Annotated in this window: 21 protein-coding genes; 7 read left to right on the top strand and 14 right to left on the bottom strand. The window is 69.2% G+C overall.

The window, feature by feature from the left end; translation table 11 throughout:
* Positions 1–152: 152 nt before the first annotated feature.
* Positions 153–479 (top strand): hypothetical protein, encoded by a 327-nt coding sequence (locus tag AB0I34_RS24730; protein WP_360448933.1) that lies wholly within the window; start codon positions 153–155, stop codon positions 477–479.
* Here AB0I34_RS24730 and AB0I34_RS24725 read toward each other — a convergent pair.
* Positions 476–1,771 carry a hypothetical protein gene (locus AB0I34_RS24725; protein WP_360448930.1) on the bottom strand — a complete coding sequence of 432 codons (1,296 nt, stop codon included), beginning with the start codon at positions 1,769–1,771 and terminating at the stop codon, positions 476–478. The genes AB0I34_RS24730 and AB0I34_RS24725 overlap by 4 nt on opposite strands.
* 213 nt (positions 1,772–1,984) lie before the next feature.
* Here AB0I34_RS24725 and AB0I34_RS24720 point away from each other — a divergent pair, with 213 nt between their 5' ends.
* Positions 1,985–2,725 (top strand): carbonic anhydrase, encoded by a 741-nt coding sequence (locus AB0I34_RS24720; RefSeq protein ID WP_360448927.1) that lies wholly within the window; start codon positions 1,985–1,987, stop codon positions 2,723–2,725.
* Here the strand turns inward: AB0I34_RS24720 and AB0I34_RS24715 are convergent.
* Positions 2,718–3,335 (bottom strand): hypothetical protein, encoded by a 618-nt coding sequence (locus tag AB0I34_RS24715; protein ID WP_360448924.1) that lies wholly within the window; start codon positions 3,333–3,335, stop codon positions 2,718–2,720. The genes AB0I34_RS24720 and AB0I34_RS24715 overlap by 8 nt on opposite strands.
* Entirely contained in the window at positions 3,332–3,961 is a 630-nt protein-coding gene (locus AB0I34_RS24710) for a helix-turn-helix domain-containing protein (protein ID WP_360448921.1), read from the bottom strand. Before AB0I34_RS24710 ends, AB0I34_RS24715 begins: the two co-directional genes overlap by 4 nt.
* Positions 3,962–4,021: 60 nt before the next feature.
* Between AB0I34_RS24710 and AB0I34_RS24705 the strand changes: the two genes are divergently transcribed.
* Entirely contained in the window at positions 4,022–4,318 is a 297-nt protein-coding gene (locus AB0I34_RS24705) for a hypothetical protein (RefSeq protein WP_360448918.1), read from the top strand.
* Between the two features lie 457 nt (positions 4,319–4,775).
* Here AB0I34_RS24705 and AB0I34_RS24700 read toward each other — a convergent pair whose 3' ends face one another.
* The 8 genes from AB0I34_RS24700 to AB0I34_RS24665 form a co-directional block, all read right to left on the bottom strand.
* The gene (locus AB0I34_RS24700) at positions 4,776–6,842 is read right to left on the bottom strand and encodes a beta-L-arabinofuranosidase domain-containing protein (protein WP_360448916.1); all 2,067 of its coding nucleotides are present in this window, start codon (positions 6,840–6,842) and stop codon (positions 4,776–4,778) included.
* On the bottom strand, positions 6,842–7,339 hold the full coding sequence (locus AB0I34_RS24695; RefSeq protein WP_360448913.1) for a carbonic anhydrase: 498 nt from the start codon (positions 7,337–7,339) through the stop codon (positions 6,842–6,844). Before AB0I34_RS24695 ends, AB0I34_RS24700 begins: the two co-directional genes overlap by 1 nt.
* Positions 7,336–8,277, bottom strand: a complete 942-nt coding sequence (locus AB0I34_RS24690) for a sucrase ferredoxin (RefSeq protein WP_360448909.1) — start codon at positions 8,275–8,277, stop codon at positions 7,336–7,338. The genes AB0I34_RS24695 and AB0I34_RS24690 overlap by 4 nt, the downstream gene beginning before the upstream one ends.
* Positions 8,278–8,323: 46 nt before the next feature.
* Positions 8,324–10,021, bottom strand: coding sequence for an MFS transporter (locus AB0I34_RS24685; RefSeq protein ID WP_360448907.1), 1,698 nt, complete (start codon positions 10,019–10,021; stop codon positions 8,324–8,326).
* Positions 10,018–10,725 (bottom strand): LppX_LprAFG lipoprotein, encoded by a 708-nt coding sequence (locus AB0I34_RS24680; protein ID WP_360448905.1) that lies wholly within the window; start codon positions 10,723–10,725, stop codon positions 10,018–10,020. Before AB0I34_RS24680 ends, AB0I34_RS24685 begins: the two co-directional genes overlap by 4 nt.
* A gap of 5 nt (positions 10,726–10,730) precedes the next feature.
* Positions 10,731–13,193 (bottom strand): DNA topoisomerase IV subunit A, encoded by a 2,463-nt coding sequence (locus AB0I34_RS24675; RefSeq protein WP_360448902.1) that lies wholly within the window; start codon positions 13,191–13,193, stop codon positions 10,731–10,733.
* Positions 13,194–13,326: 133 nt separating this feature from the next.
* Positions 13,327–15,249: an FtsX-like permease family protein gene (locus AB0I34_RS24670; protein ID WP_360448899.1), complete on the bottom strand. Its 1,923-nt coding sequence runs from the start codon at positions 15,247–15,249 to the stop codon at positions 13,327–13,329.
* The gene (locus tag AB0I34_RS24665; RefSeq protein ID WP_360448897.1) at positions 15,249–16,016 is read right to left on the bottom strand and encodes an ABC transporter ATP-binding protein; all 768 of its coding nucleotides are present in this window, start codon (positions 16,014–16,016) and stop codon (positions 15,249–15,251) included. Before AB0I34_RS24665 ends, AB0I34_RS24670 begins: the two co-directional genes overlap by 1 nt.
* A 109-nt stretch (positions 16,017–16,125) precedes the next feature.
* On the opposite strand from AB0I34_RS24665, the gene AB0I34_RS24660 reads away from it, so the two are divergent.
* Genes AB0I34_RS24660 through AB0I34_RS24645 form a run of 4 tightly spaced genes read left to right on the top strand, consistent with a single transcriptional unit; the run spans position 16,126 to position 18,913 of the window.
* Complete coding sequence (locus AB0I34_RS24660) at positions 16,126–17,415, top strand: sensor domain-containing protein (protein WP_360448895.1); 1,290 nt, start codon at positions 16,126–16,128, stop codon at positions 17,413–17,415.
* The gene (locus tag AB0I34_RS24655) at positions 17,397–18,050 is read left to right on the top strand and encodes a response regulator transcription factor (RefSeq protein ID WP_360448893.1); all 654 of its coding nucleotides are present in this window, start codon (positions 17,397–17,399) and stop codon (positions 18,048–18,050) included. Before AB0I34_RS24660 ends, AB0I34_RS24655 begins: the two co-directional genes overlap by 19 nt.
* 21 nt (positions 18,051–18,071) lie before the next feature.
* Positions 18,072–18,473: a CoA-binding protein gene (locus tag AB0I34_RS24650; RefSeq protein WP_360448890.1), complete on the top strand. Its 402-nt coding sequence runs from the start codon at positions 18,072–18,074 to the stop codon at positions 18,471–18,473.
* Positions 18,474–18,490: 17 nt separating this feature from the next.
* A complete protein-coding gene (locus tag AB0I34_RS24645; RefSeq protein ID WP_360448887.1) occupies positions 18,491–18,913 on the top strand; it encodes a TIGR03667 family PPOX class F420-dependent oxidoreductase in 423 nt (140 codons plus the stop codon).
* Positions 18,914–18,958: 45 nt separating this feature from the next.
* Here AB0I34_RS24645 and AB0I34_RS24640 read toward each other — a convergent pair whose 3' ends face one another.
* The 3 genes from AB0I34_RS24640 to AB0I34_RS24630 are packed head-to-tail and all read right to left on the bottom strand — an operon-like array spanning position 18,959 to position 21,736.
* The gene (locus tag AB0I34_RS24640; RefSeq protein WP_360448885.1) at positions 18,959–19,207 is read right to left on the bottom strand and encodes a DUF2630 family protein; all 249 of its coding nucleotides are present in this window, start codon (positions 19,205–19,207) and stop codon (positions 18,959–18,961) included.
* Positions 19,204–19,971, bottom strand: coding sequence for an ABC transporter permease (locus tag AB0I34_RS24635; protein WP_360448882.1), 768 nt, complete (start codon positions 19,969–19,971; stop codon positions 19,204–19,206). Before AB0I34_RS24635 ends, AB0I34_RS24640 begins: the two co-directional genes overlap by 4 nt.
* Positions 19,972–20,014: 43 nt before the next feature.
* A complete protein-coding gene (locus AB0I34_RS24630; protein ID WP_360448879.1) occupies positions 20,015–21,736 on the bottom strand; it encodes an AMP-binding protein in 1,722 nt (573 codons plus the stop codon).
* Positions 21,737–21,815: the final 79 nt, after the last annotated feature.

Here is a 21,815-nt window from a genome sequence, read left to right as displayed (position 1 = left end):
GACCGGGACGCCGTCAATGGCGGCGTTACCGCCGTGATACCGCCCTGCGGCGTCGCGATACCGCTGTGGGCGACAACGGGAGTACCAGACGTACGGCGTACCCGGACCGCGGCGAGCGGTTCCGCCGGACGTGAGGACAAGGAGACGGGATCATGAAGCACCGCAGCATGGCGATCGCAGTCGTTCTCTTCGGCGTCGCCCTCGGAACGGCCGCCCCTGCGACGGCCACTCCATGGCAACCGAACCAAACGCAGACGCAACAGGCGGACCCCTGGCCGGACGAAGGAACCGGCTATCCGGGATACGCCGACCCAACCCCTGCCCAGGCACCGCTCGATTCGGTCGATCGAACGACTGCTCTCGACACCAACTCCGTCGCGTTGGGCGCACTGGGTGGCATCGCCCTCGGCGCGGTCGCGCTCGGCGTCACGCTGGTCGTTCTCCGCCGCCGCGACCAGCACGGCCTCTCTGAGTCCTAACGCAGGGCTTGGCGGAGTACGGCGTGGGCGCCGCGGACGATGTCTTCGCGGTTGGTCTCGTACGTCGGGTCGGTGATCTCGGTCTTGTTGGCTGGGTCGAACGACAGCACCGGGACATGCAGGTGACCGGCGGGCATCGACGGGTCGAGCAGGTCGCGCTGGAGGGTGTTGCGGTAGGCAACCTCGTTCGACAGGTAGCCGCCACCGGTGCCTTCCGACGCGATCGAGCCGGGTGTCGGACCCAGCGGCTGCCGGACCGGCGCAGTCTGCCCGGCCGGGATCTCCAGCACCGAGGTGTTCACCCGGGTCCGGAACGGTGTGACGTCGGCCTGCGCCATCCGTGCCAGCGGGAGGCTCGACGTCAGCCACTCCGGGCCGGGCGGCATGCTGGGGGAGACGACCGGGGCGTTGATGGTGCCGCCGCCCCAGAGATTGTTGTTGTCACCGATCGAGCTGACCGACCGACGCCGGCCGTTGTAGACCTCGAGGTCGAAGATGCCGACCCGGCCCTGGCTGGCCGTCATCACCAGGTCCGCGTGCTGTGGGCCGGGGCGGTAGTGCGGTGCGAGGGCGTTCTCGACCATGTTCTCGTCGAAGTCGGTGTAGCGGACCGGGAACATCACGGTCTGGATCTGGTAGGTCGTGCCGTTGATCGTCCAGCGCTGGCCGTCGAGCGTCAGTGCGTTCGCTCCGGAAGGGTTGCCGATCCGGATGTCCGCGTCGAGCGTGAACGGATCGAAGCCGGTGACCAGGATCTTCCGTACGCCGGGGGAGAAGCGGCTACTGGTGATGCCGCGTGAGGTGTATTCGAGCGATCGGATCAGGTCGGCGCGCTCCGTCGTACCGAGGCCGAAGCGGGGTTGCCACTGGCGGAGGGCGAGGGCCATCGAGAGGCGGGCCCAGTACAGGCCTCGGTCGTCGGTGGCTGGCAGCGCGTCGGTGCCGGTGACCGAGTGCTGGGCGCGGTGGGTCGCCGTACGCCAGAGAGCCTCGCCTTGGGTGTGGACGAGGATCGCGGCGGCCCGCGGGTTCGGCATCGTGCAGAGCAGGCGGGTGAAGAGCGCTACCTGATGGCCGAAGCCGGATCGCTGCAGGATCTGGGCCGGGACCGACGGACCACCGGCGACGCCGTTGTCCAGGCGTTGCTCCTCGACGCTGCCGGTGACGGACTGGTCGAGGCAACCGGTGACGACCGGCGCGGCGTGCACGGTGGGCGCGCCGGACAGGACGGTGGTCAGGGCCAGGGCGCCGACGAGCAGGGATCGGGAGAATGAGCTGGGGCGGAGTCTCATAAGGGGTATCTATCAGATTTCGGCCCGGGAACCGAGAGATCCGAACATCTCGCGGGTATTGCAGACTGTATGCAATCGGCTACCTTCGGAACAGGCGGCGCCGCCCCACGCCGCACTCCTGTGAGGAGCACTCCGTTGAACACGCCGTCTCTTTCGTCCCTGCGCACGACGTCCGCCGGTATGCCGTCCCGAAATCGGCCGTCGCGTCGCCGGATGCTGGGTTTGCTCGCGGCCGGGGCTACCGGCGCGGTCCTCACCGGCTGTGCGGACGACGCCTCGCCCGAGGTGACGCCTGCGGCCGAGCAGATCCCCGGCGGGACGTTGCCCCCGACAACGGGTCCGACATCCTCGCCGCCGTTGGCTGTTGTTGACGGCAACCAAGCCCTGCGGCGGCTGCTGGACGGCAATGCCCGCTTCGTGGCTGAGCGGGACGAGGATCTCGACGAAGGAATCGCGCGTAGGGTCGCGGTGAGCAAGGCGCAGCATCCGTTCGCGACCGTGCTCGGGTGTGTCGACTCGCGGGTCCCGATCGAGCTCGTCTTCGACGAAGGGCTCGGCGATCTGGTCGTCGTACGCAGTGCGGGCGAGGCGCTCGACCACTCCGTCACCGGCAGCGTGGAGTTCGGGGTCGTGGAACTGCACACTCCTCTTCTCATCGTCCTGGGCCATCAGCGCTGTGGTGCGCTCGATGCGACGATCAAGGCGCTGGACTCACGTCGGCGTACTGCGGAAGCCGGTGAACTGGGGTACATCGTCGATGCCCTGGCGCCGGCTGTCCGTCAGGTCACCGGGAAACCGGGCGACCGCCTGACCAACGCCGTCCACGCGAACGTCGACCTGGTGCTCGCGAAGCTGCGCCAGTCGCCGGTGATCGGCCCGCTGGAGAAGTCCGGCAAGCTCAAACTCGTCGGCGCATACTACGAACTCGACACCGGCAAGGTGACCGTCAGGTAGGCGGCGCCTGGAAGAGCGGCAGCAGGTAGCGCGTCCAGACCGGGTACTGGACGACGAGCACGGCGACCCACACCGCAGCCGGGACCAGTGTGCGGATCCACCACGCCAGCCGGTTGACGAGCAGAGCCATCACGATCATCACGATCGCGGTCAGCACGCCTGGTGCGAGGTTCGCGGCGATCTGTTGGTGCAGTGGCCAGCAGGAGGCGTAGGTGCAGCGATCGTCCGGGCCCCAGAAGTACGCGCTGGTGAGCGCGGTGCCGACCAGAGCCCAGAAGGCGACGGCCAGGCCCCCGATGACCTGGGCAACCGCACCTGGGAGCGAACCGCGCCCGGCCAGGCGGCCGATGGGGAGTCCGGTGACGAGCATCAGGAGGAGTGCTGAGAGCAACGCCTGCGCGATCCACCGGTGATCGATGCCTGAACCCGAGTACGTGACTCCGTGCCCGAGTTGGGAGGGATCGACGCGCGGCAGCGCTTCCATGAGGACGAAGGTGGGATACACGAGGACGACCAGTCCGATCGCCCCGAGCAGCAGAAGGGCGGCCTCGGTCCAGCGTCGGGCTCTGGTGGCGGTGGATGCGGGTGTTCCGCTGACGTCAGTCGTCACGCGCAGAGTTGGGTGCGGAGGGTCTGGGTGGCCCATTCGACCCAGCGGTCGTGGGACCAGCCGCGGTCGCGGACGAAGAGCAGGTAGAGCTCGGGGCTGAGGATGCCGTAGAGCAGATCGGCGGCCTCGTCGACGGTCAGGCCTCTCCTGCGGCCCGACTTGGTCACGAGGGCCTCCGCTGCTGCGCGTTGTACGACGTACCGCAGATCCTCGTCGGGTGGCCAGAGGGCGGAGACCTCCGGATCGTTCGCGACGGCGGACTCGAGGACGCGCATGATCGGTGCGACTCGGGCGAGGACGGCGCTGGAGCCGGGGACGTATTCAGCCAGCATGTCCGGGGCGGTGCGCATCGCGACCGCGTCGGTGAACCAAGGGCGCTCCATGGTCGCGAGCGGCTCGGTGTCGCCGGCGATCGTGACGTCGACCAGTTCCTTCAGCAAGGCCCGCTTGTTGCCGAAGACGAAGTAGATCGTCTGTACCGCGACACCGGCCCGGTCGGCCACCTCCTGCAGGTTGGTCGCGCCGTACCCGTCGGCGACGAAGAGCTCTGTCGCGGCCTGGATGATCCGGCGGCGGGTCTCCTGCGCTTTCTCGGCCCGCTTGCTTGGTCGCTTGACAACGGTCATGACTAGAGTCTATCTCTAGATTCGTTCACTAGAAATCAACTCTAGAGAGAGGCACTAGTCATGTCGCTGATCGCGATCACGAAGTTCGAGGCCGTGTCGGAGGACGCGGGGGAGGTGCTGGATCGGCACAACGCGTTGGTCGATGCGGTCCGGGCGTCGATCCCGGGGCTGACGGAGGCACGTCTCGGCCGGGTCGGGGAGAACCAGTGGGCCGGGGTATGGCGCTGGGAGTCGGCCGACGACCTGAAGGCCGCGCGCGAGCTCGCGCCCACCCTGGCCGAGACGAAGGCGGCCTTCGCGCTGGTCCGTGAGGGTACGTCGGCCGTGGACGAGATCGAGCTGATCGAGGAGCGGTAGACCGCAGGCAACTCGGTCACCCGAAGCGTCGTGCACCCATGAGGAAGGAAGGTGAGGTCCTCCAGCTCCAGGCCGGCCGAGCGGGCGGCCGCGCGTCGTGGCCAGGCTTTTGGTGGCAGGTGGCAGGTGGCTGGTGGCTGGTGGCAGGGCGGTCGGTGTGGCGTGACCGTGAACACCTTCTGGTGACCGTGAACAGGTCATGCCATGTCCGCAGTCCCGGGATCGTGTCCGCGGTCCTGGGATCGTGTCTGCGGTCCCCAGGTCCTGTCCGCGGTCCTGGGATCCTGTCTGCGGTCCCCAGGTCCTGTCCGCGGTCCCGGGATCCTGTCTGCGGTCCCCAGATCGTGTCCGCGGTCCCGGGATCCTGTCCGCAGTCTCGAGATCCTGTCTGCGATCCCCAGATCCTGTCTGCGGCGCGGGCCGGCTCACCCCGGTGGAACGTCCTGGGTGGGCACCGCTAGACCTGCGGAAGCTCGGTGACCCTCAGAGTCGTACAGCCGTACGGGATGAAGGTGAGCTCCTCCGGCCCGCCGGTGGCAGGATCCGGGGCAGCCGGGTCAGCGCCGACGGCCGTCGGGTCGGTGGAGTGGCCTGGGTTGGGTGGGGGTGCGGCTGCGGCGCCGTGTTCCAGGGGCCAGGGGAGTTGGTGGGCTCGGACTTGGAGGTGGAGTGGGGCGGTGGCGGGGGAGAACGGGTTGGAACTGATCGGTTTTCGAGAGAGGCGGGTGTGCTCGGGGTTGATCGCGTAGTTCCAGGGGGTGGTGGGGTGCACCTCCCAGGTGGCGTGGGGATCTTCGCCCCCGATCTGGCGCCAGTCTTCGCCGATCGGGAGTGAGAACACCAGGGGGCCGCGCTCCAGGGTGATCGCTCCACCCGTACGAGGTACCGCCTGGACGCTCGCGCCGAGGTGCAGACGGAGCGTCTGATCACCCGACACCTCGACCTCATGCACGGATCCGGGGGTAAGCGCGGCAGACTCGTGGGCGGATCGGGGGGCTCCGGTCGTGTCCTGGGCGGAGTTGGGGGTGGGTCGAGCCACGCGCTGGGCGGAATCGCGGGTAGTTCCGGCCGGGTGCTGGGTGGAGCTGGGGGTGAGGTCGGGCACGTGTTGGTGGTGGGGTGGGTTGGGGTCGGTGGGGGTGTCGATGGTCAGGGTGGGGTTGGTTGCCCAGGTGGGGATTCGGAGGCGGAGTCGGCCGGTGCCGTGGGTGGTGATTTCGACGTCGTCCGAGAAGGGGTAGGCGCCGGCTACGGAGACCGTCAGGCCGTCGTGGTCGAAGGAGCAGGGGGCGTAGGACAGGGCGGTGAAGGCGCCGTCGGGGGAGCGCATCCAGAGGTGGGAGGTGAAGCGGGGCCAGCCTTGGTGGCGGTTGGCGGTGCAGCAGCCGAAGTGGGGTTCGAGGCCGAAGACGTTCGCGTCCGGGCCGTTGTTCGTGTAGATGCGATCCTCGGTGACGTGGCAGATCACCTGGTTGGCCTGCTGGATGTACTGATGGGTCCACTCGTCGGGCGTCGTACTGGCGGGGAGCGCGTTGAAGGCCAGCCGTTCGAGGCGGTCGGCGAGCGGCTCGACCGGACCGAAGGATTCGAGGGCGACCTCGAGCGAGGCGAGGTACTCGACGACTGTGCAGGTCTCGGTGCCCTGGCTCGGATGGCGGCCGGCCAGGTGTTCGTCGCAGCTGAAGAGTCCATTGGCCTGGCCGTGACAGGCGTCCAGCTGAGCGATGAGGTGAAGGAGCCGCGCCTGCTGGTCGACCGACGTGTCATGGCGTTGCCACACCGGCATCGCCTTCAGGCCCATGGCGACGTTCACGCCGTGGGACGACAGGTGGCCGTCGTTCATCCAGTTGCCGTCATGCTGGGCCTGGAAGGCCCGTAACGTTGCCTCAGGCACCTTCCCGGTGAACGGCAGCCGATCGGCATACCCGAACCAGTCGAACCCCTGCTCCTTGCACTTCGCAGCCAGCCCCAGCAGCCAGCCCTCACCAGTCAGATCGTGAAGCTGGTTGATCACCCACACGACGTCGGTCCAGCGAGACCGCGCCCACTCCCGCAGCGGCCACTCGTCCAGCATCGCGTCGAGCAGGCGAAGGAACCTCAGCGCAGCCGGGACGACGCGCGGATCACCCGTTGCGTCGAGGTGCTGCAGCAGCGCCTTGAGCACAATGATCCGCGGCCAAGTGTCGTGATCGGCGTACGTCGCCTCGCCACTGCGCGGACCGAACCATCCGTCCTCGTTCTGGTGCTCGAGGATGTAGTCCACCCACCGACGCACCTTGGCCTTCAACCGGTCATCGTCCAGCAGGTAGGCGACGCCGACGATCCCGTCGAGCCAGTACGGACCGCGCTCCCAACCCTCGGCATCACCGCCGATCCAGCCACTCCGGGCCACATCCGGCCAGAACTCGTCCAGGTGCCCAGCCATCCCGTCCGCCTGCAGTCGCAGCCGTTCCAGCAACCACCCCTGCGGGCGGAGGGTTGCCAGCGGCAACGGCCGGAGTGCGGGCTCGGTCAGCCCCGGCATCAGTCGATCTGGGTGAGGCGGCCGGTGTCGACGTCGTACATGAAACCGCCGACCAGGATGTCCTCGCCGATGAGCGGGTGGTCGCGGACGGCGGCGACGTCACGGCGGAGCGCCTCGAGCTGGTCGGGGATGACGTTGATCGGCAGGTAGCCGGCCGGCTTGCCGGCAGCCTGCTCCACCTGAGCGCGCAGTTCGTCCTCGGACATCGCGGCCATCGCGCAGCGGGTGTGCGGGATGACCATGATCCGGCGGACGCCGAGCAACTGGACGCCGAGCACCAGCCCGGTCATGGTGATCTCGGTGACCCGGCCACCCGCGCTGCGCAGGACCTTCGCGTCGCCCGGCTTCAGCCCGAGCATCTCCAGCGGTGGGATCCGTGAGTCCATGCACGTGACGACGCCGATGCCGGCGTGGGCCAGACCGTCGAAGCCGCCGTAGTGGAAGTCGGCGACGTACTCCGCGTTGGCGGCCAGCAGGTCCTCGAACCCGGTGCTCATCGGGCCTCACCTGGCACAGGGGTTCCGGCTTGCAGGATCGACATCGCGAACGGCTCCTTTCCGCAGGACTCCGGACGGGGTGGATCGGCGGCGACACTGGTCACCGGAACAGTCCAGGACCGGCCGTCGCGATGCCACACCGTCACAGCTTCAGGGTCTTCGCCCGCGACTCTGAGGGCATCCAGCGATAGTTCACCGAGGAGACGGCGTACGGCGATCTCCGCGGCCTGACCGTGCTTGGTCCAGGTCGACCGGCCACGCAGTCCGGTCAGGACGGTCTCGCCGCGATCCGCGGCCGCGAGCACGGTGACGGCGGCCTCGGCGGTGAGGTGTCCGTGCATGGTGCCCGCGGGGAGCACGGTCGCGGTCGGCGCGAAGCGGTGGCCGCCCAGGTGATTCGCCTCCCAGACCCGGCCCGGCGCGGCCGCGGACAGTGCCTTCACCAGCGGCCGTCCGAGCAGCGCGCAACACTCGTCACGCTTGCCATTCGTGCAGACCAGCATCACCGGATGGTCGACCAGGCTCAGCCCGGGAAGCGAGGCAACGACCGCATCCTGATCGCCGCGGGCAACCGCATCCAGGTCAAGCGTCCGCAGCGCCATCGGATCGTCGACCCGGCCGCCGAGCAACCAACTCCGCCCGGGCATCGTCGAGGCGACGTACACCTGGTGGGGCTGTTCGATCGCGTCCGAGTGCCGGCCGGGAGCGCGGATCAGGCCGAACCTGACGTCCGCCTTCTTGCAGGCGTCGTCGAACTTCCCGCCGAACTCGGGATCGAGATGACTGTGCGTCGGTGCCTTCGCACCCCAGGGACCCGGCTGCTCGACAACGACCCAGCCGCTCGCGACGACCGCCGTACCGGTGAGCGGCTCGCGCAACTCCCGGCAGAACGTCGAGCACAAGCCGGGCCTACCGGTCGCGTCGGGTCGAACAGTCACGTGATCACGGTACGCGAGGTGGGACGGCTGTCCGGCGTGATGCTCATCATCTGTGCACAACGCCACGTCGGCCGAGCAGCAGGACGGCCAAAATCGCGGCGAGGAACGCGCACACCGCGGCTCCCGCGAAGATCGCGTGAACTTGTGAAATGGCCGCGTCGCGGAGCGCGTCCACGAAGGGCCGGCAGGAACCGGGCGCGGACGGGCACAGCTCGTTGGGCGACGGGATGTCGTCGGCGATCGAGAAGTACCGCCGCAGTCCTATCGCTGTGAGCGCGGACACGCCGACCAGCATGCCGACCATGCGCGCCACCACGACCAGCGCGCTGACCAGACCGTGGGTCTCCGCGGGCGTCGCGCCGAGCATCGCCGTGTTGACCGGCGACAACGCCAGCCCGAACCCGAAGCCGCACAGCAGCAGTACGACGGTCGCCGGGAAGTGATCGAGCGCGTTCCGCCCCCAGAACGCCATCAGCACGAACATCGCCCCAGCCAGCGCCAGACCAGCGCCGGTGATAAGCCCGAGCCCGAAGCGCCTGGTCAGCCACCCGCCGACGACCGCGCCGACGGGCAGCGCGATCAGGAACCGCAGCAATACCAGCGCCGCGGCCAACTGCCCGCCGCCCTGAGTGGTCCGCGCGAAGACCGGTACGTCGACCAGCGCGGCGATCAACGCACATCCGACCAGGAAGCTGACCGCCAGCGAGCCCCAAGCCGGCCGGGCACCGAGCAGACCTCGCGGCACGATCGCTCGCGTCGTACGGCGTTGCCAGATCGCGAAGCCGACCGCGAAGACGGCAGCAGCGACCAGCAGCCACGGACCGGCAGGCGCCATCAGCTCACGCTCGGGGTCAGCGGTGGCGAACGCCAAGACCACTCCGGCCAGCGCGAGGGCCAGCAGGAGTGCGCCAACGAGGTCCACCTGCGACAACACAGCTGTGAGCCGACCACGTGTCCGCCACAAGACCAGACCCAGCCAGACCAGGGCCAGAACGAGCGTGACCACGCCGATCGGCGTGAGCAGGCGGGACGACCCGGTGAACGGCACGAAGGGCAAGCCCAGAGTGACGCCGGTCGCGAGTCGCTCGGGGGCGGTGATGGTCAGCCCGAGTGCGATGCAGGCCAGAACGCCGACCGCGGCTGACAGCGGTGGAGGCTTCAGGCCGCGGAGTAGGAGCGCGAGCAGAACAGCGACGGTCAGATTGAGCCAGAAAATGTAGCGCCAGTCCGCGACCGCCAGCACCGCCGCACCGAGCAGCGGCCCGAGCACCGCCCCGAGTTCCTGGACAGCGCCGACGACGCCGAGGGGGAGTCCACGCCGGTCAGCCGGCCACAGGTCGGCGACCAGGGCCAGCGTCGCGGGCACGAGCCCACCACCACCCACACCCTGAAGAAACCGACCGGTTACCACCAGCGAGAGGTCGTACGCCCCGGCCGTGATCAGCGACCCGACCGCGAACAGGATCAGCGCGCCGACGAGCACCGGCGTACGCCCGACCACGTCGGCGATCCGCCCGATCAGCGGCAGTACGGCGATGTAGCCGAGCAGGAACCCCGAGATGATCGGCGCGGCCCGCTGCAGTTCGTCCACCGACAGCCCGACGCCCGCCATCATGTCCGGCAGCGCCAGTACGACGACGTAGGTGTCGGCCGCGGCGAACGCCACCGCGATCGAGGCCAGGGTGAGCCTGGTCTTCGGGCTGCTCACCGACGCCGCACGGCCGACGGGCGAGTCCTCGCTCACGGCTTGGTGATCTCTACCGTCTCGCCGTACTTGTCCAAGGTGACGTCGTAGCTGCTGGTGGCGCCCTCGTAGAACGGACCGGAGATGGTCGCGGCGACCAACTGCTTGGTGTCGTTGTCGATCTTGAACGTGCTCGGGAAGTCCTGGTCAGCGGGCGCCTTCGGGAAGATGCCCTGCAACGACTTGCCCGGGACCGCGCCGGTGATCTCGGTCAGGACCTTGGCGCCGTCCCTGGTCTCGCCCTTGATCTTCGGGTCCTTCACCTTCGGCAGGACCGAGGTCAGGCCCTTGGACGGGTCGAGCAGGATGGCCGGGTCAGGCGCCCCGAGGCCAGCTAGTTGGGACGGTGTCAGTTCGAGGAATCGACCGGTGAGCGGGAGCTTCGCGTAGACCTTGCCGTCGACCGCGACGACCTCCGCGTCGATCGGCGAACCGGCCGCGCGGACGGTCAGCTTCCCCTTGAACGCCGGGGCATGGGTCGCGACGCCGTCACCGGACGCGAGCGCCTGCGCGGTCTCCGGCAGGTCGCGGCCGGTCAGCACGATGTGCACGCTGGCCGCCTCGTCGATGGCCTTCTTGGCCGCCGTGAGCATCGCGACCGGGTCGTCACCGGACTGGCCGTCGCCGTCCCCGGAATCCTTCTTGTCGCTGCACCCCGCCAGCGCCAGTACCAGCACCGCGCCGAGCGCGACGAGTCTCTTCATGGGGGTCAGCCTGCCATGTAACTGACACTGTCTGGAGCACACGCAGCAATCGGTTGAGCCACGGGTACGCCGGAGCCGTCGCGCCGCGGATCGATCGGGGGCAACTCGACCGGAGCACCGCTGCTCGCACTGGCCCGGACCGGAGCCGCCCCGATGAAGCCGAGCAGCAGCCCGTCCTCACCCTTGAGCAGCCGCTGGCATCGCACACCACCAGTGCCGCGACCCTTGCCTGGGTACTCGCTGAACGGCGTCACCTTCACCGCGCCGACCTCGGTCCCCGGCAGCGCCGACGACGAGCCCGCGATGGTGACGACCTGCGCGTCGCGACCAGCGTTCACAGCACCGAAGAAGACCACCTTTGCGCCGGCGGCCAAGCGGACGCCCGCCATGCCACCCGCCGTCCGTCCCTGCGGCCGAACCGCGGACGCCGGGAAGTGCAGCAACTGCGCGTCCGACGTGATGAAGCACAGCTCCTCGTCGCCGGTGGTCAGCTCGACCGCGCCGATCACCTCGTCGCCCTCCTTGAGGCCGACGATCTCCCACGAGTCGCGGTTGCTCAGGTGGTCCGGGACGACCCGCTTGACCACGCCACCCGTCGTACCCAGGGCGACGCCGATCGAGTCCGGGTCCATCGTCGTGAGGGCGAGCGCCTTCTCGCCGGGCTCGAGCGACACGAACTCGGCCACCGGCGCGCCACCCTGCAGGTTCGGCGCGTTCGCGGTCGTCGGTACGGCGGGCAGGTCGAGCGACTCGAGCCGGATCAACCGGCCCGCGCTGGTGATCAGGCCGTACTGACCGCGCGCCGTACTCTTCACCGCGGACACGATCGCGTCGTGCTTCGCCCTGGTGTCGCCGGTCCCGAACGGCTCCACGCCGTTCGTCCGGGCGAGCAGGCCGGTCGAGCTCATCAGGACCCAGCACGGGTCGTCGCGGACCTCGAGCGGCACGGCCGCGGTCTTGGTCGCACCCGACGACTCCAGCAGCACAGTCCGCCGCGGCGTGCCGTACGTCTTCGCGACCTCGGCCAACTCGTCGGAGACCGTCTTCTTCAGCAGCGCCTGGTCCTCGAGGATCGCGGTCAGCCGCTCGATCTCGCGCTCCAGTTCGCCCTTCTCGGTCTCGAGCTCGATCTTGGAGAACTTCGTCAGCCGGCGCAGCGGCATGTCCAGGATGTAGTTGGTCTGTACCTCGGTGAGGTCGTAGATCTCCATCAGCCGGGTCCGGGCGGCGGCCGCGTCGTCGCTGGTCCGGATGATCTGGATGACCTCGTCGATGTCCAGGATCGCGATCAGCAGGCCGTCGACGATGTGCAGCCGGTCCTGCGCCTTCTTGCGGCGGAACTCGCTGCGCCGCCGCGTCACGTCGTACCGGTGGTCGAGGTAGACCTCGAGCAGGGTCTTCAGACCGAGGGTGCGCGGCTGGCCGTCGACCAGGCAGACGTTGTTGACGTGGAACGCGTCCTCGAGCGGGGTCAGCTTGTAGAGCTGCTCCAGCAGCGCCTCGGGCACGAAGCCGTTCTTGACCTCGATCACCAGCTGGGTGCCGTGGGTGCGGTCGGTCAGGTCCTTGACGTCGGCGATGCCCTGCAGCTTCTTGGACTGGACCAGGGTCTTGATCTTCTCGATCACCTTCTCCGGGCCGACGGAGTACGGCAGCTCGGTGACGACGATGCCCTTGCGCCGCGGGGTGACGTTCTCGACCCGGGCGGTGGCGCGCATCTTGAAGCTGCCGCGACCGGTCGCGTACGCGTCCTTGATGCCCTCCAGGCCGACGATCTTGCCGCCGGTCGGCAGGTCCGGGCCGGGGATGAACCGCATCAGGTCGTCGAGGTCGGCGGCCGGGGTCTTGATCAGGTGCCGCAGGGCCTGGATCACCTCGACCAGGTTGTGCGGGGCCATGTTGGTCGCCATCCCGACCGCGATGCCGGAGGCGCCGTTGACCACCAGGTTCGGGAAGGCGGCCGGCAGCACCGACGGCTCTTCCTCCTGGCCGTCGTAGTTCGGCTTGAAGTCGACGACGTCCTCGTCCAGGCCGGTCGTCATCGCCATCGCCGGCGGCGCCATCCGGCACTCGGTGTACCGCATCGCGGCGGGGCCGTCGTCGAGGGACCCGAAGTTCCCGTGGCCGTCGATCAGCGGGACCCGCATCGACCACGGCTGCGCGGTCCGGACCAGCGCGTCGTAGATCGCACCGTCGCCGTGCGGGTGGTACTTACCCATGACCTCACCGACGACGCGGGCCGACTTCACGTGTCCGCGGTCGGGGCGGATGTTGTTCTCCGCCATTGAGAACAGGATCCGCCGCTGGACCGGTTTCAGTCCGTCCCGTGCGTCCGGCAGCGCCCGGGCGTAGATCACCGAGTAGGCGTACTCCAGGTAGCTCGCGCGCATCTCGTCGGAGACATCGACGTCGAGGATGCGCTCCTCGAAGTCCTCGGGCTCGGCGGTGGTGCTGGAACGGCGTGCCATGCGGGTTTTACTGCTCCTCGATCGAACCGGTACGGCGCCGCGACGGTCCGGCGCCGTGCCCATTGTCGCTGGTGAACGGACTTTTGCCCGGCCACGACCCACCGTTGCGTCGGTCGATCCGCCCGATACCGGTCTATTCCACCGCAGCGGACGGCTGCGACCGGCGCAGGATGTACGTCGTCGGGGCCAGAGCGGACCCTACCGCCAGCGTCAGACAAAGTCCGGCGATACCCAGCAGCACACCCCACGGCACCGTCACCGGTACGTCGGTCATCCCCGACGTCATGGCGTGCCGGGTCAGTATCCCGACGGTGACCGTGATCGCCGTACCGAGGCTGAGCGCGACCACGCCGACCAGCGAGGACTCCCACAGGACCATCCGGCGGATCTGCGCCGGCGTGGCACCCAGCAGCCGCGAGGTGATGAACTCGTGTCGCCGCTGCAGACTGCCCATCAGGAGCGTGTTGGCGATCGCGATGGCGCTGTACAGCGCGGCTGGGCCGAGCAGCAGGATCAGCCCGAACTGGTTGCCCTTCCGCACTCCTTCGGCCTGCTCCGCTTCCCATTCGGCCGCCGGTACGGCGTGGTCGATCGTGCCGAGCAGATCGACACCGGGAGCGGGCAGAACGAAGCTCCGGTCGGGTACGGCGGACGGAGCGTGCTTGCGGGCGAGGTCGAGCGGGATCAGGAAGGACGGGCTGACTCCGAAGGCGTCCGGGACGATCGCGACGACCCGGAGCCTGGCGGCGGTCTTGTCCAGGAACGTCACCGGCACCTCGTCGCCGACGTCGTAGTGCTCGAGACCGGAGGTTTGCTTGCTGACGGCAACAGTGTTCCCGGTGAGCTTGTCCAGATCACCGGACAGCGGGGTGAGATTCCGGGTCTGCGTCGCGATCGCCGGGTCGATCCCCTCGGCGTCCTCCAGTTCGGCAGAGTCCTGGTCGATCCGGACGAATTGAAGCGGCAACCCGGCGTCCACCGTGCCCACACTGGCGTCGAGCTCGGCGGCACCGGTCACCACGATCGGTGCGCGAACGGAATCGCGGATCGTCGCCTCGGCGCTGTCGGCGGCGAAGCTGAGGCTGAGCACCATCGACCCGGCGACCGCTGAGATGGCGAGGATCGGCGCGGCCAGCGATGCGCTGCGCCTCGGTGAGGCGACGACGTTGCTGCGGGCCAGACTCCCGGACACCCGGGTCCAGGCGGTCAGCGGCAGCGCCCACAGGCGGCTGATCCACGGGACTACCAGGGGTGCGAGCAGCGTCAGCGCGATGACCAGGAGCATCGGCGTGAACATCGCCAGCGGCATCACGCCCTCGCCAGTCGACGGCCGGATCAGCGTCAGCAGCGTGATCGACCCGGCCATGAAGAGCAGCCCGAGGACGATCCGGACCGGCCCGATCCGCGGAGGCTCCAGTGCGGCCTCCCGCAGTGCGTCGATCGGCCCGACCCGTCCAGCCCGCCGGGCCGCGGACCGGGCGCCGAGCATCGCGACGAGCAGCCCGGCACCGACCGCGATCGCCAGCGGCACCCACGGCGAGGCCGGCTCCAGTTTCACGGGCGCCAGCTCGGTGTACGACGCTTTGCGCAGCAGCAGGGGAGTCGCCACCTGCGCCAGCACCGCACCGCTCAGCGCGGCCACCAGCGCGACCGCGAACGCTTCGCCGAGGATCATCCGCCGTACCTGCCTCGGTGTCGCGCCGATGAGCCGGAGCAGACCGATCTCGCGGCGCCTGGACGCCACCGCGAAGGCGAAGGTGCTGGCGATGACGAAGATCGTGATGAACCCGCTGATCGCCCCGACCATGCTGAGGACGACCTGCAGCCCGGACGTGTCCGCTGCCGAGGTCGGCACCCGGACCTGCGTCGGTGGGGTGTCGTGGCCGCCCAGCGTCGTCACGGTGATGCTGTCGGCGAGCGGGCCGTGGTAGGCGATCGTGGCGGCCGTCGCGGTGGCTGCGAGTCCGAGGAGGAAGACCCCGACGGCCAAGGCCACGAACGAACCGGCGTACAGGGAGCGGTGACGGCTGACCGTCTGTCGGCTGAGGTAGAACATCAGCGTTCCAGGTCACTCATGGCGGCGGCGATCTGGCCCGGCGTACCGCGGTCGAGGTGACCCGCGATCAGCCCGTCGGACAGGAACAGCACCCGTTCGGCGTACGCCGCGGCCACCGGATCGTGAGTGACGATCACCACCGTCTGCCCGGCCCGGTCGGTTGCCTCGCGCAACAGCCCGAGGATCTGCCGGCTCGTCCCGCTGTCCAGCGCACCGGTCGGCTCATCGGCGAAGAACACCGATGGCCGGGTGATCAGCGCCCGCGCGATCGCGACCCGCTGCTGCTGCCCACCGGACAACTCGGCGGGCCGGCGCTTGGCCTTCCCCTCCAACCCGACCTGCTCGAGCACCCGATGGACGTCGCCCCGGCGCGGGCGGCGACCGGTCAACCGCAGTGGCAGTGCCACGTTGTCGTACACGGTCAGCGAAGGGAGCAGGTTGTACGCCTGGAAGACGAACCCCATCTCCTCCCGCCGCAGCTTGGTGAGCGCGACCTCGTTGAGCCCGTTCAGCTTGGTTCCGCCCAAGACGACGGTCCCGCTGGTGGGCTGGTCGAGTCCCGCGGCGCATTGCAGCAGCGTCGACTTGCCAGAGCCCGACGGACCCATCACGGCCGTGAACGAACCGCGGGCGAAGTGATGCGTCACGCCTCGCAGCGCATCGACCGCCCCGGCTTTGGACCAATAGGTCTTCGTGATTCCGTCCAGCAGCAAGGCTGGCGCTTCATTGGGTACGACGCTCGGGTACGTCGGCGCGGTAGCGGTCATGGATCCAGCGAACCGCCGGTACGGCGTTTCCACCCTGGCCTGTGGAGGAGACCTGTAGTAGCGCGCACGCTACCGTCCGGCGGGCCGCCCCGGACCTAGGGTTGGCAGGGTGGACAGATCCGTGACGACCAGGCCGATGACGCCGTGGGCAGCCCTCGCGTCACCGCGCTACGTGGTGTCGTCCTGGCCGTGGCGCAGCTACGCCTATCTGTTCACCTCGGTGCCGGTCGGTGTACTGACCTTCGCCATCCTCATCGTCGCGGCCGCGGCCAGCATCGCCCTGAGCCCGATCCTGATCGGGGTCCTGCTGCTGACCGCGTTCCCGCTGATCGGCGTCGCGATCGGCCGGGTCGAGCGGTGGCGTGCCGGCCTGGTGCTGGTCGGCGGCATCAAGACTCCGCACGCGGACATGCCCGCGTCGCTGTCGGCGCGGGAGAAGCTGAAGTTCCGCCGTCGCGAGCAGGCGTCGCTGCGGTCCGTCGGGTACGGGTTCGTCCTCGGCGTCTTCGTCTGGCCGCTCAGTGCCGCCGTGGCTGGGCTGAGTGCGGCCACCCTGCTCACCACGCTGGCCGCGCCGATCATCGCCGGCATCGACGAGATGGGGATGGGGCCGTGGATCCTGGACTCGACCCGGGAAGGGCTCATCTTCCTGGTCGCGTTCGGGCCGCCGTTCTTCGTCGTCAGCTCCTACCTGGTCGGTGTGGTCGCCGGAGCAGAAGCGTCGCTGGCGAGGGCGATGCTCGGCCCGCGGCACGACGAACTGCAGCGGAACCTGGCCGAGTTGCGGCGGTCGCGGCTGGATCTGGTGGACGCGTTCGAGACCGAGCGGGCCCGGATCGAGCGGCATCTGCACGACGGCGTACAGCAGCGGCTCGTCGGGCTCACGATGACGCTCGGACTGGCGGAGCTGGATATGCCCGAGGGGGAGGGCCGGCGGCTGGTGGTGAAGGCGCATGCCGAGGCGGAGGCGGCGCTGGCCGATCTGCGCGAGGCGGTCCGCGGGATCCACCCGCGGGTGCTGGTCGACCACGGGCTGGAGGCCGCCGTACGGGAGGTGGCGGACCGCAGTCCGCTGCCGGTGACCGTGCAGATGGCGTTGCCGTCGCGGTTGCCGTCGCCGATCGAGGCGGCGGCGTACTTCGTGGTCAGTGAGGCGCTCGCGAACGTCGCGAAGCACGCGCGGGCCACCCACTGCGAGGTGGCCGGTTGGGTCGATCGGCAGCAGTTGGTCATCACGATCACCGACGACGGGATCGGCGGCGCGCGGGCCGGTACCGGGACCGGACTGACCGGGTTGGTGACCCGATTGGACGCGTTGGGAGGCACACTCGTCATCGACAGCCCACTCGGTGGGCCGACACGACTGAGGATGGAGTGCCCGTGCCGACTCGGCGACTGAGCATCGTGCTGGCCGAAGACTCGCTGCTGTTGCGGGAGGGGCTGGCGAGCATCCTGGATCGCGCCGGGCACGAGGTACGGGACACCGTCGGAGACGCGGAGACACTGCTGGCCGTCGTCCGCAAGGACCCTCCGGATGTGGTGATCACCGATGTCCGGATGCCGCCGGGGCACAGCGACGAGGGGCTACGGGCGGCTGCTGCGATCCGGGCCGAGCTGCCGTCGATCGGGATCCTCGTGCTGTCGCAGTACGTCGCGGATGCGTACCTGTCATCGTTGCTGGAGACAACGACCGGCGGGATCGGGTACCTGCTGAAGGACCGGGTCGGGCATGTCGCGGAGTTCCTCGAGTCGCTCGACCGGGTCGCCGACGGCGGGATGGTGGTCGACCCTGAGGTGGTGCGTCAGCTGCTGGCCCGGCGCCGCAACGACGGGCCGCTGTCGGCGCTCACGCCGCGGGAGCTGGAGGTGCTCGCGCTGATGGCCGAGGGCCGGGTGAACGCGTCGATCGCGGAGCAGTTGGTCGTCAGCGAGGCCGCCGTACGCAAGCACGTCGGCAACATCTTCGCGAAGCTCCAGCTCGACGAAGGACTGGACCGGCGCGTCTCCGCCGTCCTCACCTATCTGCGGGGTTGAAGCTCGCGAGAGGATCTAGGTATGGACAGTGATATCCGGAAGATCCTGGCGGACTGCCAGACCTGGGCCGTGGTGGGGTTGTCGAACAACACGAGCCGGGCGGCGTACGGCGTGGCGCGGTTCCTGCAGGGGCACGGCAAGCGGATCGTGCCGGTCCACCCCGCGGCCGAGACCGTGCACGGCGAGCAGGGGTACGCGACGCTGGCGGACATCCCGTTCCCGGTGGACTGCGTGGATGTGTTCGTCCGGTCCGAGCTGGCCGGCGACATCGCGGACCAGGCGGTGGGAATCAACGCCAAGGCGGTGTGGTTCCAACTCGATGTAGTGGACGATGACGCCTACGCCCGGACGACGGCCGCGGGACTCACGATGGTGATGAACCACTGCCCGGCCATCGAGTGGGGGCGCCTCGGTCCGTCCTGACCAACCCAAGGGGCCTGATGTTCACGATCGACACTTCCACCGACTTCGGCAAGCGGATCACGCGGCAGCTGGGCGAAGAAATCGTGGTGTGGCTGACCACGGTCGGCAAGTCCGGTACGCCGGCGCCGAATCCGGTCTGGTTCCTCTGGCACAACGGCGAGGTGCTGATCAGCAGCCAGCGGGACAAGGCCAAGCTGCACAACATCGCCACTCACCCGCAGGTGACCCTGAACTTCAACGCCACCCACAGCGGGGGAGACGTCGGCGTCATCTCCGGTACGGCGGTGATCGACGAGCAGCCGATCTCCGGCGACGCCCTGGCCGCCTACAACGCGAAATACGCCGACGACATCGCCGGCCTGGGGATGACCACCGACGGCTTCCACCAGGACTACTCGGTCCTGATCCGCATCACCCCGGAGAAACTCCGCGGTTTCTGAGTTGCCGATGCCCTCCCGGCCGGAGCCAGGAGGGCATCGCAGTGCTCAGTTCAGGTAGCCCTCGACGGTGTCGGCGGAGCGGGGCTGGGCGCTGTCCGGGTTCTCGCCGAACTCGCGCTTGGCGCGGCGCTGCCGGAGCAGGTCCCAGCACTGGTCGAGCTCGACCTCGAGGGACCGCAGGCGGGCGTGCTCGTCGGCGTCGTTGATCTTCCCACCGGCGTGCTTGGTGCGGAGGTCGTGCTCTTCGGCGACCAGCTCGTCGATCCGGCTGAAGAGGCTCTTGTCATCGGTCATGAGGAAACCGTACGCCCGTCCGGAAGCCGGGCGCGGGCGAGGAGTTCGGTGATGACCAGGATCGCGATCGACTCGGACGCGATCAGGCCGAGCAGGACCACGAGCTGCAACGCGGCGGCCTCGGTGGGCGACGCGCCGCCGAGCACCATCCCGACGAACGCCCCGGGCAGGGACACCAGCCCCACGGTCCGGGTCTGGTCGAGGGCGGGCAGCAGCGCGTCGCCCGCGACCGGGCCGACCACCAGCTTGAACGCGTCCGGCGGGAGCAGCCCGATCGACAGCCCGGCCTCGAACTCGCCGAACCGGGTCCCGTACTCGCTCAGCATCCGCCGTCCGGCCAGCGTGGTGGCGGTCATCGTGCCGCCGATGATGATGCCGCCCATCGGCAGGATCGTCGCCGGGTTGCGCGGTACGACGCCCGGCCCGATCAGCAGCAGGAGCACGACGAACGCACCGAGACCGATCGCGGTCCCGCAGTACATCCACTGCTGTGGGATGACAGCGGTCTGATGGAGACGCCGCGTGCTGGTGAAGGTCGCGACCACGAACATCACCAGCACGAAGGCGATCGCCCCGAGTGTGTGCTGCAGGGCGACCCCGACGACCGCGCCGACGGCGGCCAGCTGCACGACGGCGCGCAGGGCCGCGGTGACGATCCCCTTGTCGTGCCGCGTTCCGGCGTACCGGGACGCGGCCACGCCGATGACGATCAGCAGCGGCAGGACGACAACCGCGGCGAGGCCGAGGCCGGTGTCGAGGGACATCCGCCCATTTCAGCACGCACCGCCTCGTCCGGGGTGCGCTGACTCACCCCTGCTTGAAGTCGGCCTCGTCGTACGTGTGCTCGCCGCCGGAGCCGCTCTCCACCTTCGACGCCTCGTCCGCGCGCAGCTCGACCCGCCGGATCTTGCCCGAGATCGTCTTCGGCAGCTCGGCGAACTCGATCCGCCGGATCCGCTTGTACGGCGCCAGGTGCTCGCGGCAGAACCGCAGGATCTCGCCGGCCAGCTCCCGCGACGGCTGGTGCCCGGCGGCCAGTACGACGTACGCCTTGGGCACCGCGAGCCGGACCGGGTCCGGCGACGGTACGACGGCCGCCTCGGCCACGGCCGGATGCTCGATCAGCACGGACTCCAGCTCGAACGGCGAGATCCGGTAGTCACTGGCCTTGAACACGTCGTCGGAGCGCCCGACGTACGTGATGTAGCCGTCCTCGTCCCGGCTCGCGACGTCGCCGGTGTGGTAGTAACCGCCGCGCATCACCTCGTCGGTCAGCTCCCGGGCGTCGCGGTAGCCGCGCATCAGCGGGACCGGCGCCGGTGCCAGTTCGATCGAGATCTCGCCGTCGTCGCCGATCTCGTCGGTAGTCGGGTCGATCAGCGCGATGCTGTAGCCGGGCAGCGGGCGGCCCATCGAACCGAGCTTGACCGGCTGGCCGGGCGGGTTGCCGATCTGGGCGGTCGTCTCGGTCTGGCCGTACCCGTCCCGGATGGTGATGTCCCAGGCGGTGCGGACCTGCTCGATCACCTCGGGGTTGAGCGGCTCGCCCGCCGAGATGCACTCGCGGATCTGCACCTTCACCGCGGACAGGTCGGCCTGGATCAGCATCCGCCACACTGTCGGCGGCGCGCAGAAGGTGGTCACGCCGTACGTCTGCAGGACCCGCAGCATCTTCTCGGCGTCGAAGCGGGTGTAGTTGTACAGGAACACGGTCGCGCCGGCGTTCCAGGGCGCGAAGACGTTGCTCCAGGAGTGCTTCGCCCAGCCGGGGGAGGAGACGTTGAGGTGGACGTCGCCGGGCTGGAGACCGATCCAGTACATCGTCGACAGGTGACCGACCGGGTAGCTGACCTGCGTGTGCTCGACCAGCTTCGGCTGGCTCGTCGTACCCGAGGTGAAGTAGAGCAGCAGCGAGTCGTCGGCCGCGGTGTCGACTTCGGGGACCGGTCCGTCGTACGTCGCCGCGTCGTCGTACTGCAGCCAGCCCTCGACCGGTGCGCCGACGGCGACGCGGATGCAGTCGTCGGCGATACCGGCGTACCGGCCGGCCTCCGCGCTGCTGGTGACGACTGCACGAACACTGCCGCGGGTGATCCGGTCCGCCAGGTCGGCGTCGGTGAGCAGCGTGGTGGCGGGGATCATCACCGCACCGGCCCGGATGCAGCCGAGCATGGTCTCCCAGAGCGGGACGGTGTTGCCGAGCACGATCAGCACCCGATCGCCTGGCCTCAGACCGGCCTCAGTGAGCCAGCCGGCGACCTTGCGCGACTGCTCGGCCATCTCGGCGTACGTCCGCGAGTTGACCTCACCGTCCTCCTCGACGATGGTCAGCGCGGCCACCTCGGGCTGCTCGACCGCCAGCGCGTCGAACCAGTCCCGGGCCCAGTTGAACCGCTCGAACCGCGGCCAACTGAAGTCCCGGTACGCCGTCTCGTAGTCCTCCCGATGCGCCACCAGGAAGTCCCGGGCCGCCCGGAACTCCCGCGTCACGTCCGCCGTGCTCTGCTCACCGCTGTCCGCTGGGCTCATGACCGCACTATTGCCCAACCACTACCGCTCGGTAAACCGTGCCACTCCGACGGACGGAGGGTGTGCCGCGGCACCGTCT

It is taken from the genome of Kribbella sp. NPDC050281 (genome assembly GCF_040655855.1).
In the GTDB taxonomy this organism is placed as follows: domain Bacteria; phylum Actinomycetota; class Actinomycetes; order Propionibacteriales; family Kribbellaceae; genus Kribbella.
This window is presented reverse-complemented; position numbering and strand designations above follow the sequence as displayed.

What these genes read in the sequence shown, in the direction of transcription:
- AB0I34_RS24725 (WP_360448930.1), bottom strand. Translation starts at nt 1,771, where the DNA reads ATGAGACTCCGCCCCAGCTCATTCTCCCGATCCCTGCTCGTCGGCGCC.
- AB0I34_RS24645 (WP_360448887.1), top strand. Translation starts at nt 18,491, where the DNA reads ATGTTCACGATCGACACTTCCACCGACTTCGGCAAGCGGATCACGCGG.
- AB0I34_RS24635 (WP_360448882.1), bottom strand. Translation starts at nt 19,971, where the DNA reads ATGTCCCTCGACACCGGCCTCGGCCTCGCCGCGGTTGTCGTCCTGCCG.
- AB0I34_RS24675 (WP_360448902.1), bottom strand. Translation starts at nt 13,193, where the DNA reads ATGGCACGCCGTTCCAGCACCACCGCCGAGCCCGAGGACTTCGAGGAG.
- AB0I34_RS24670 (WP_360448899.1), bottom strand. Translation starts at nt 15,249, where the DNA reads ATGTTCTACCTCAGCCGACAGACGGTCAGCCGTCACCGCTCCCTGTAC.
- AB0I34_RS24700 (WP_360448916.1), bottom strand. Translation starts at nt 6,842, where the DNA reads ATGCCGGGGCTGACCGAGCCCGCACTCCGGCCGTTGCCGCTGGCAACC.
- AB0I34_RS24705 (WP_360448918.1), top strand. Translation starts at nt 4,022, where the DNA reads ATGTCGCTGATCGCGATCACGAAGTTCGAGGCCGTGTCGGAGGACGCG.
- AB0I34_RS24710 (WP_360448921.1), bottom strand. Translation starts at nt 3,961, where the DNA reads ATGACCGTTGTCAAGCGACCAAGCAAGCGGGCCGAGAAAGCGCAGGAG.
- AB0I34_RS24665 (WP_360448897.1), bottom strand. Translation starts at nt 16,016, where the DNA reads ATGACCGCTACCGCGCCGACGTACCCGAGCGTCGTACCCAATGAAGCG.
- AB0I34_RS24730 (WP_360448933.1), top strand. Translation starts at nt 153, where the DNA reads ATGAAGCACCGCAGCATGGCGATCGCAGTCGTTCTCTTCGGCGTCGCC.
- AB0I34_RS24630 (WP_360448879.1), bottom strand. Translation starts at nt 21,736, where the DNA reads ATGAGCCCAGCGGACAGCGGTGAGCAGAGCACGGCGGACGTGACGCGG.
- AB0I34_RS24640 (WP_360448885.1), bottom strand. Translation starts at nt 19,207, where the DNA reads ATGACCGATGACAAGAGCCTCTTCAGCCGGATCGACGAGCTGGTCGCC.
- AB0I34_RS24720 (WP_360448927.1), top strand. Translation starts at nt 1,985, where the DNA reads ATGCTGGGTTTGCTCGCGGCCGGGGCTACCGGCGCGGTCCTCACCGGC.
- AB0I34_RS24650 (WP_360448890.1), top strand. Translation starts at nt 18,072, where the DNA reads ATGGACAGTGATATCCGGAAGATCCTGGCGGACTGCCAGACCTGGGCC.
- AB0I34_RS24695 (WP_360448913.1), bottom strand. Translation starts at nt 7,339, where the DNA reads ATGAGCACCGGGTTCGAGGACCTGCTGGCCGCCAACGCGGAGTACGTC.
- AB0I34_RS24680 (WP_360448905.1), bottom strand. Translation starts at nt 10,725, where the DNA reads ATGAAGAGACTCGTCGCGCTCGGCGCGGTGCTGGTACTGGCGCTGGCG.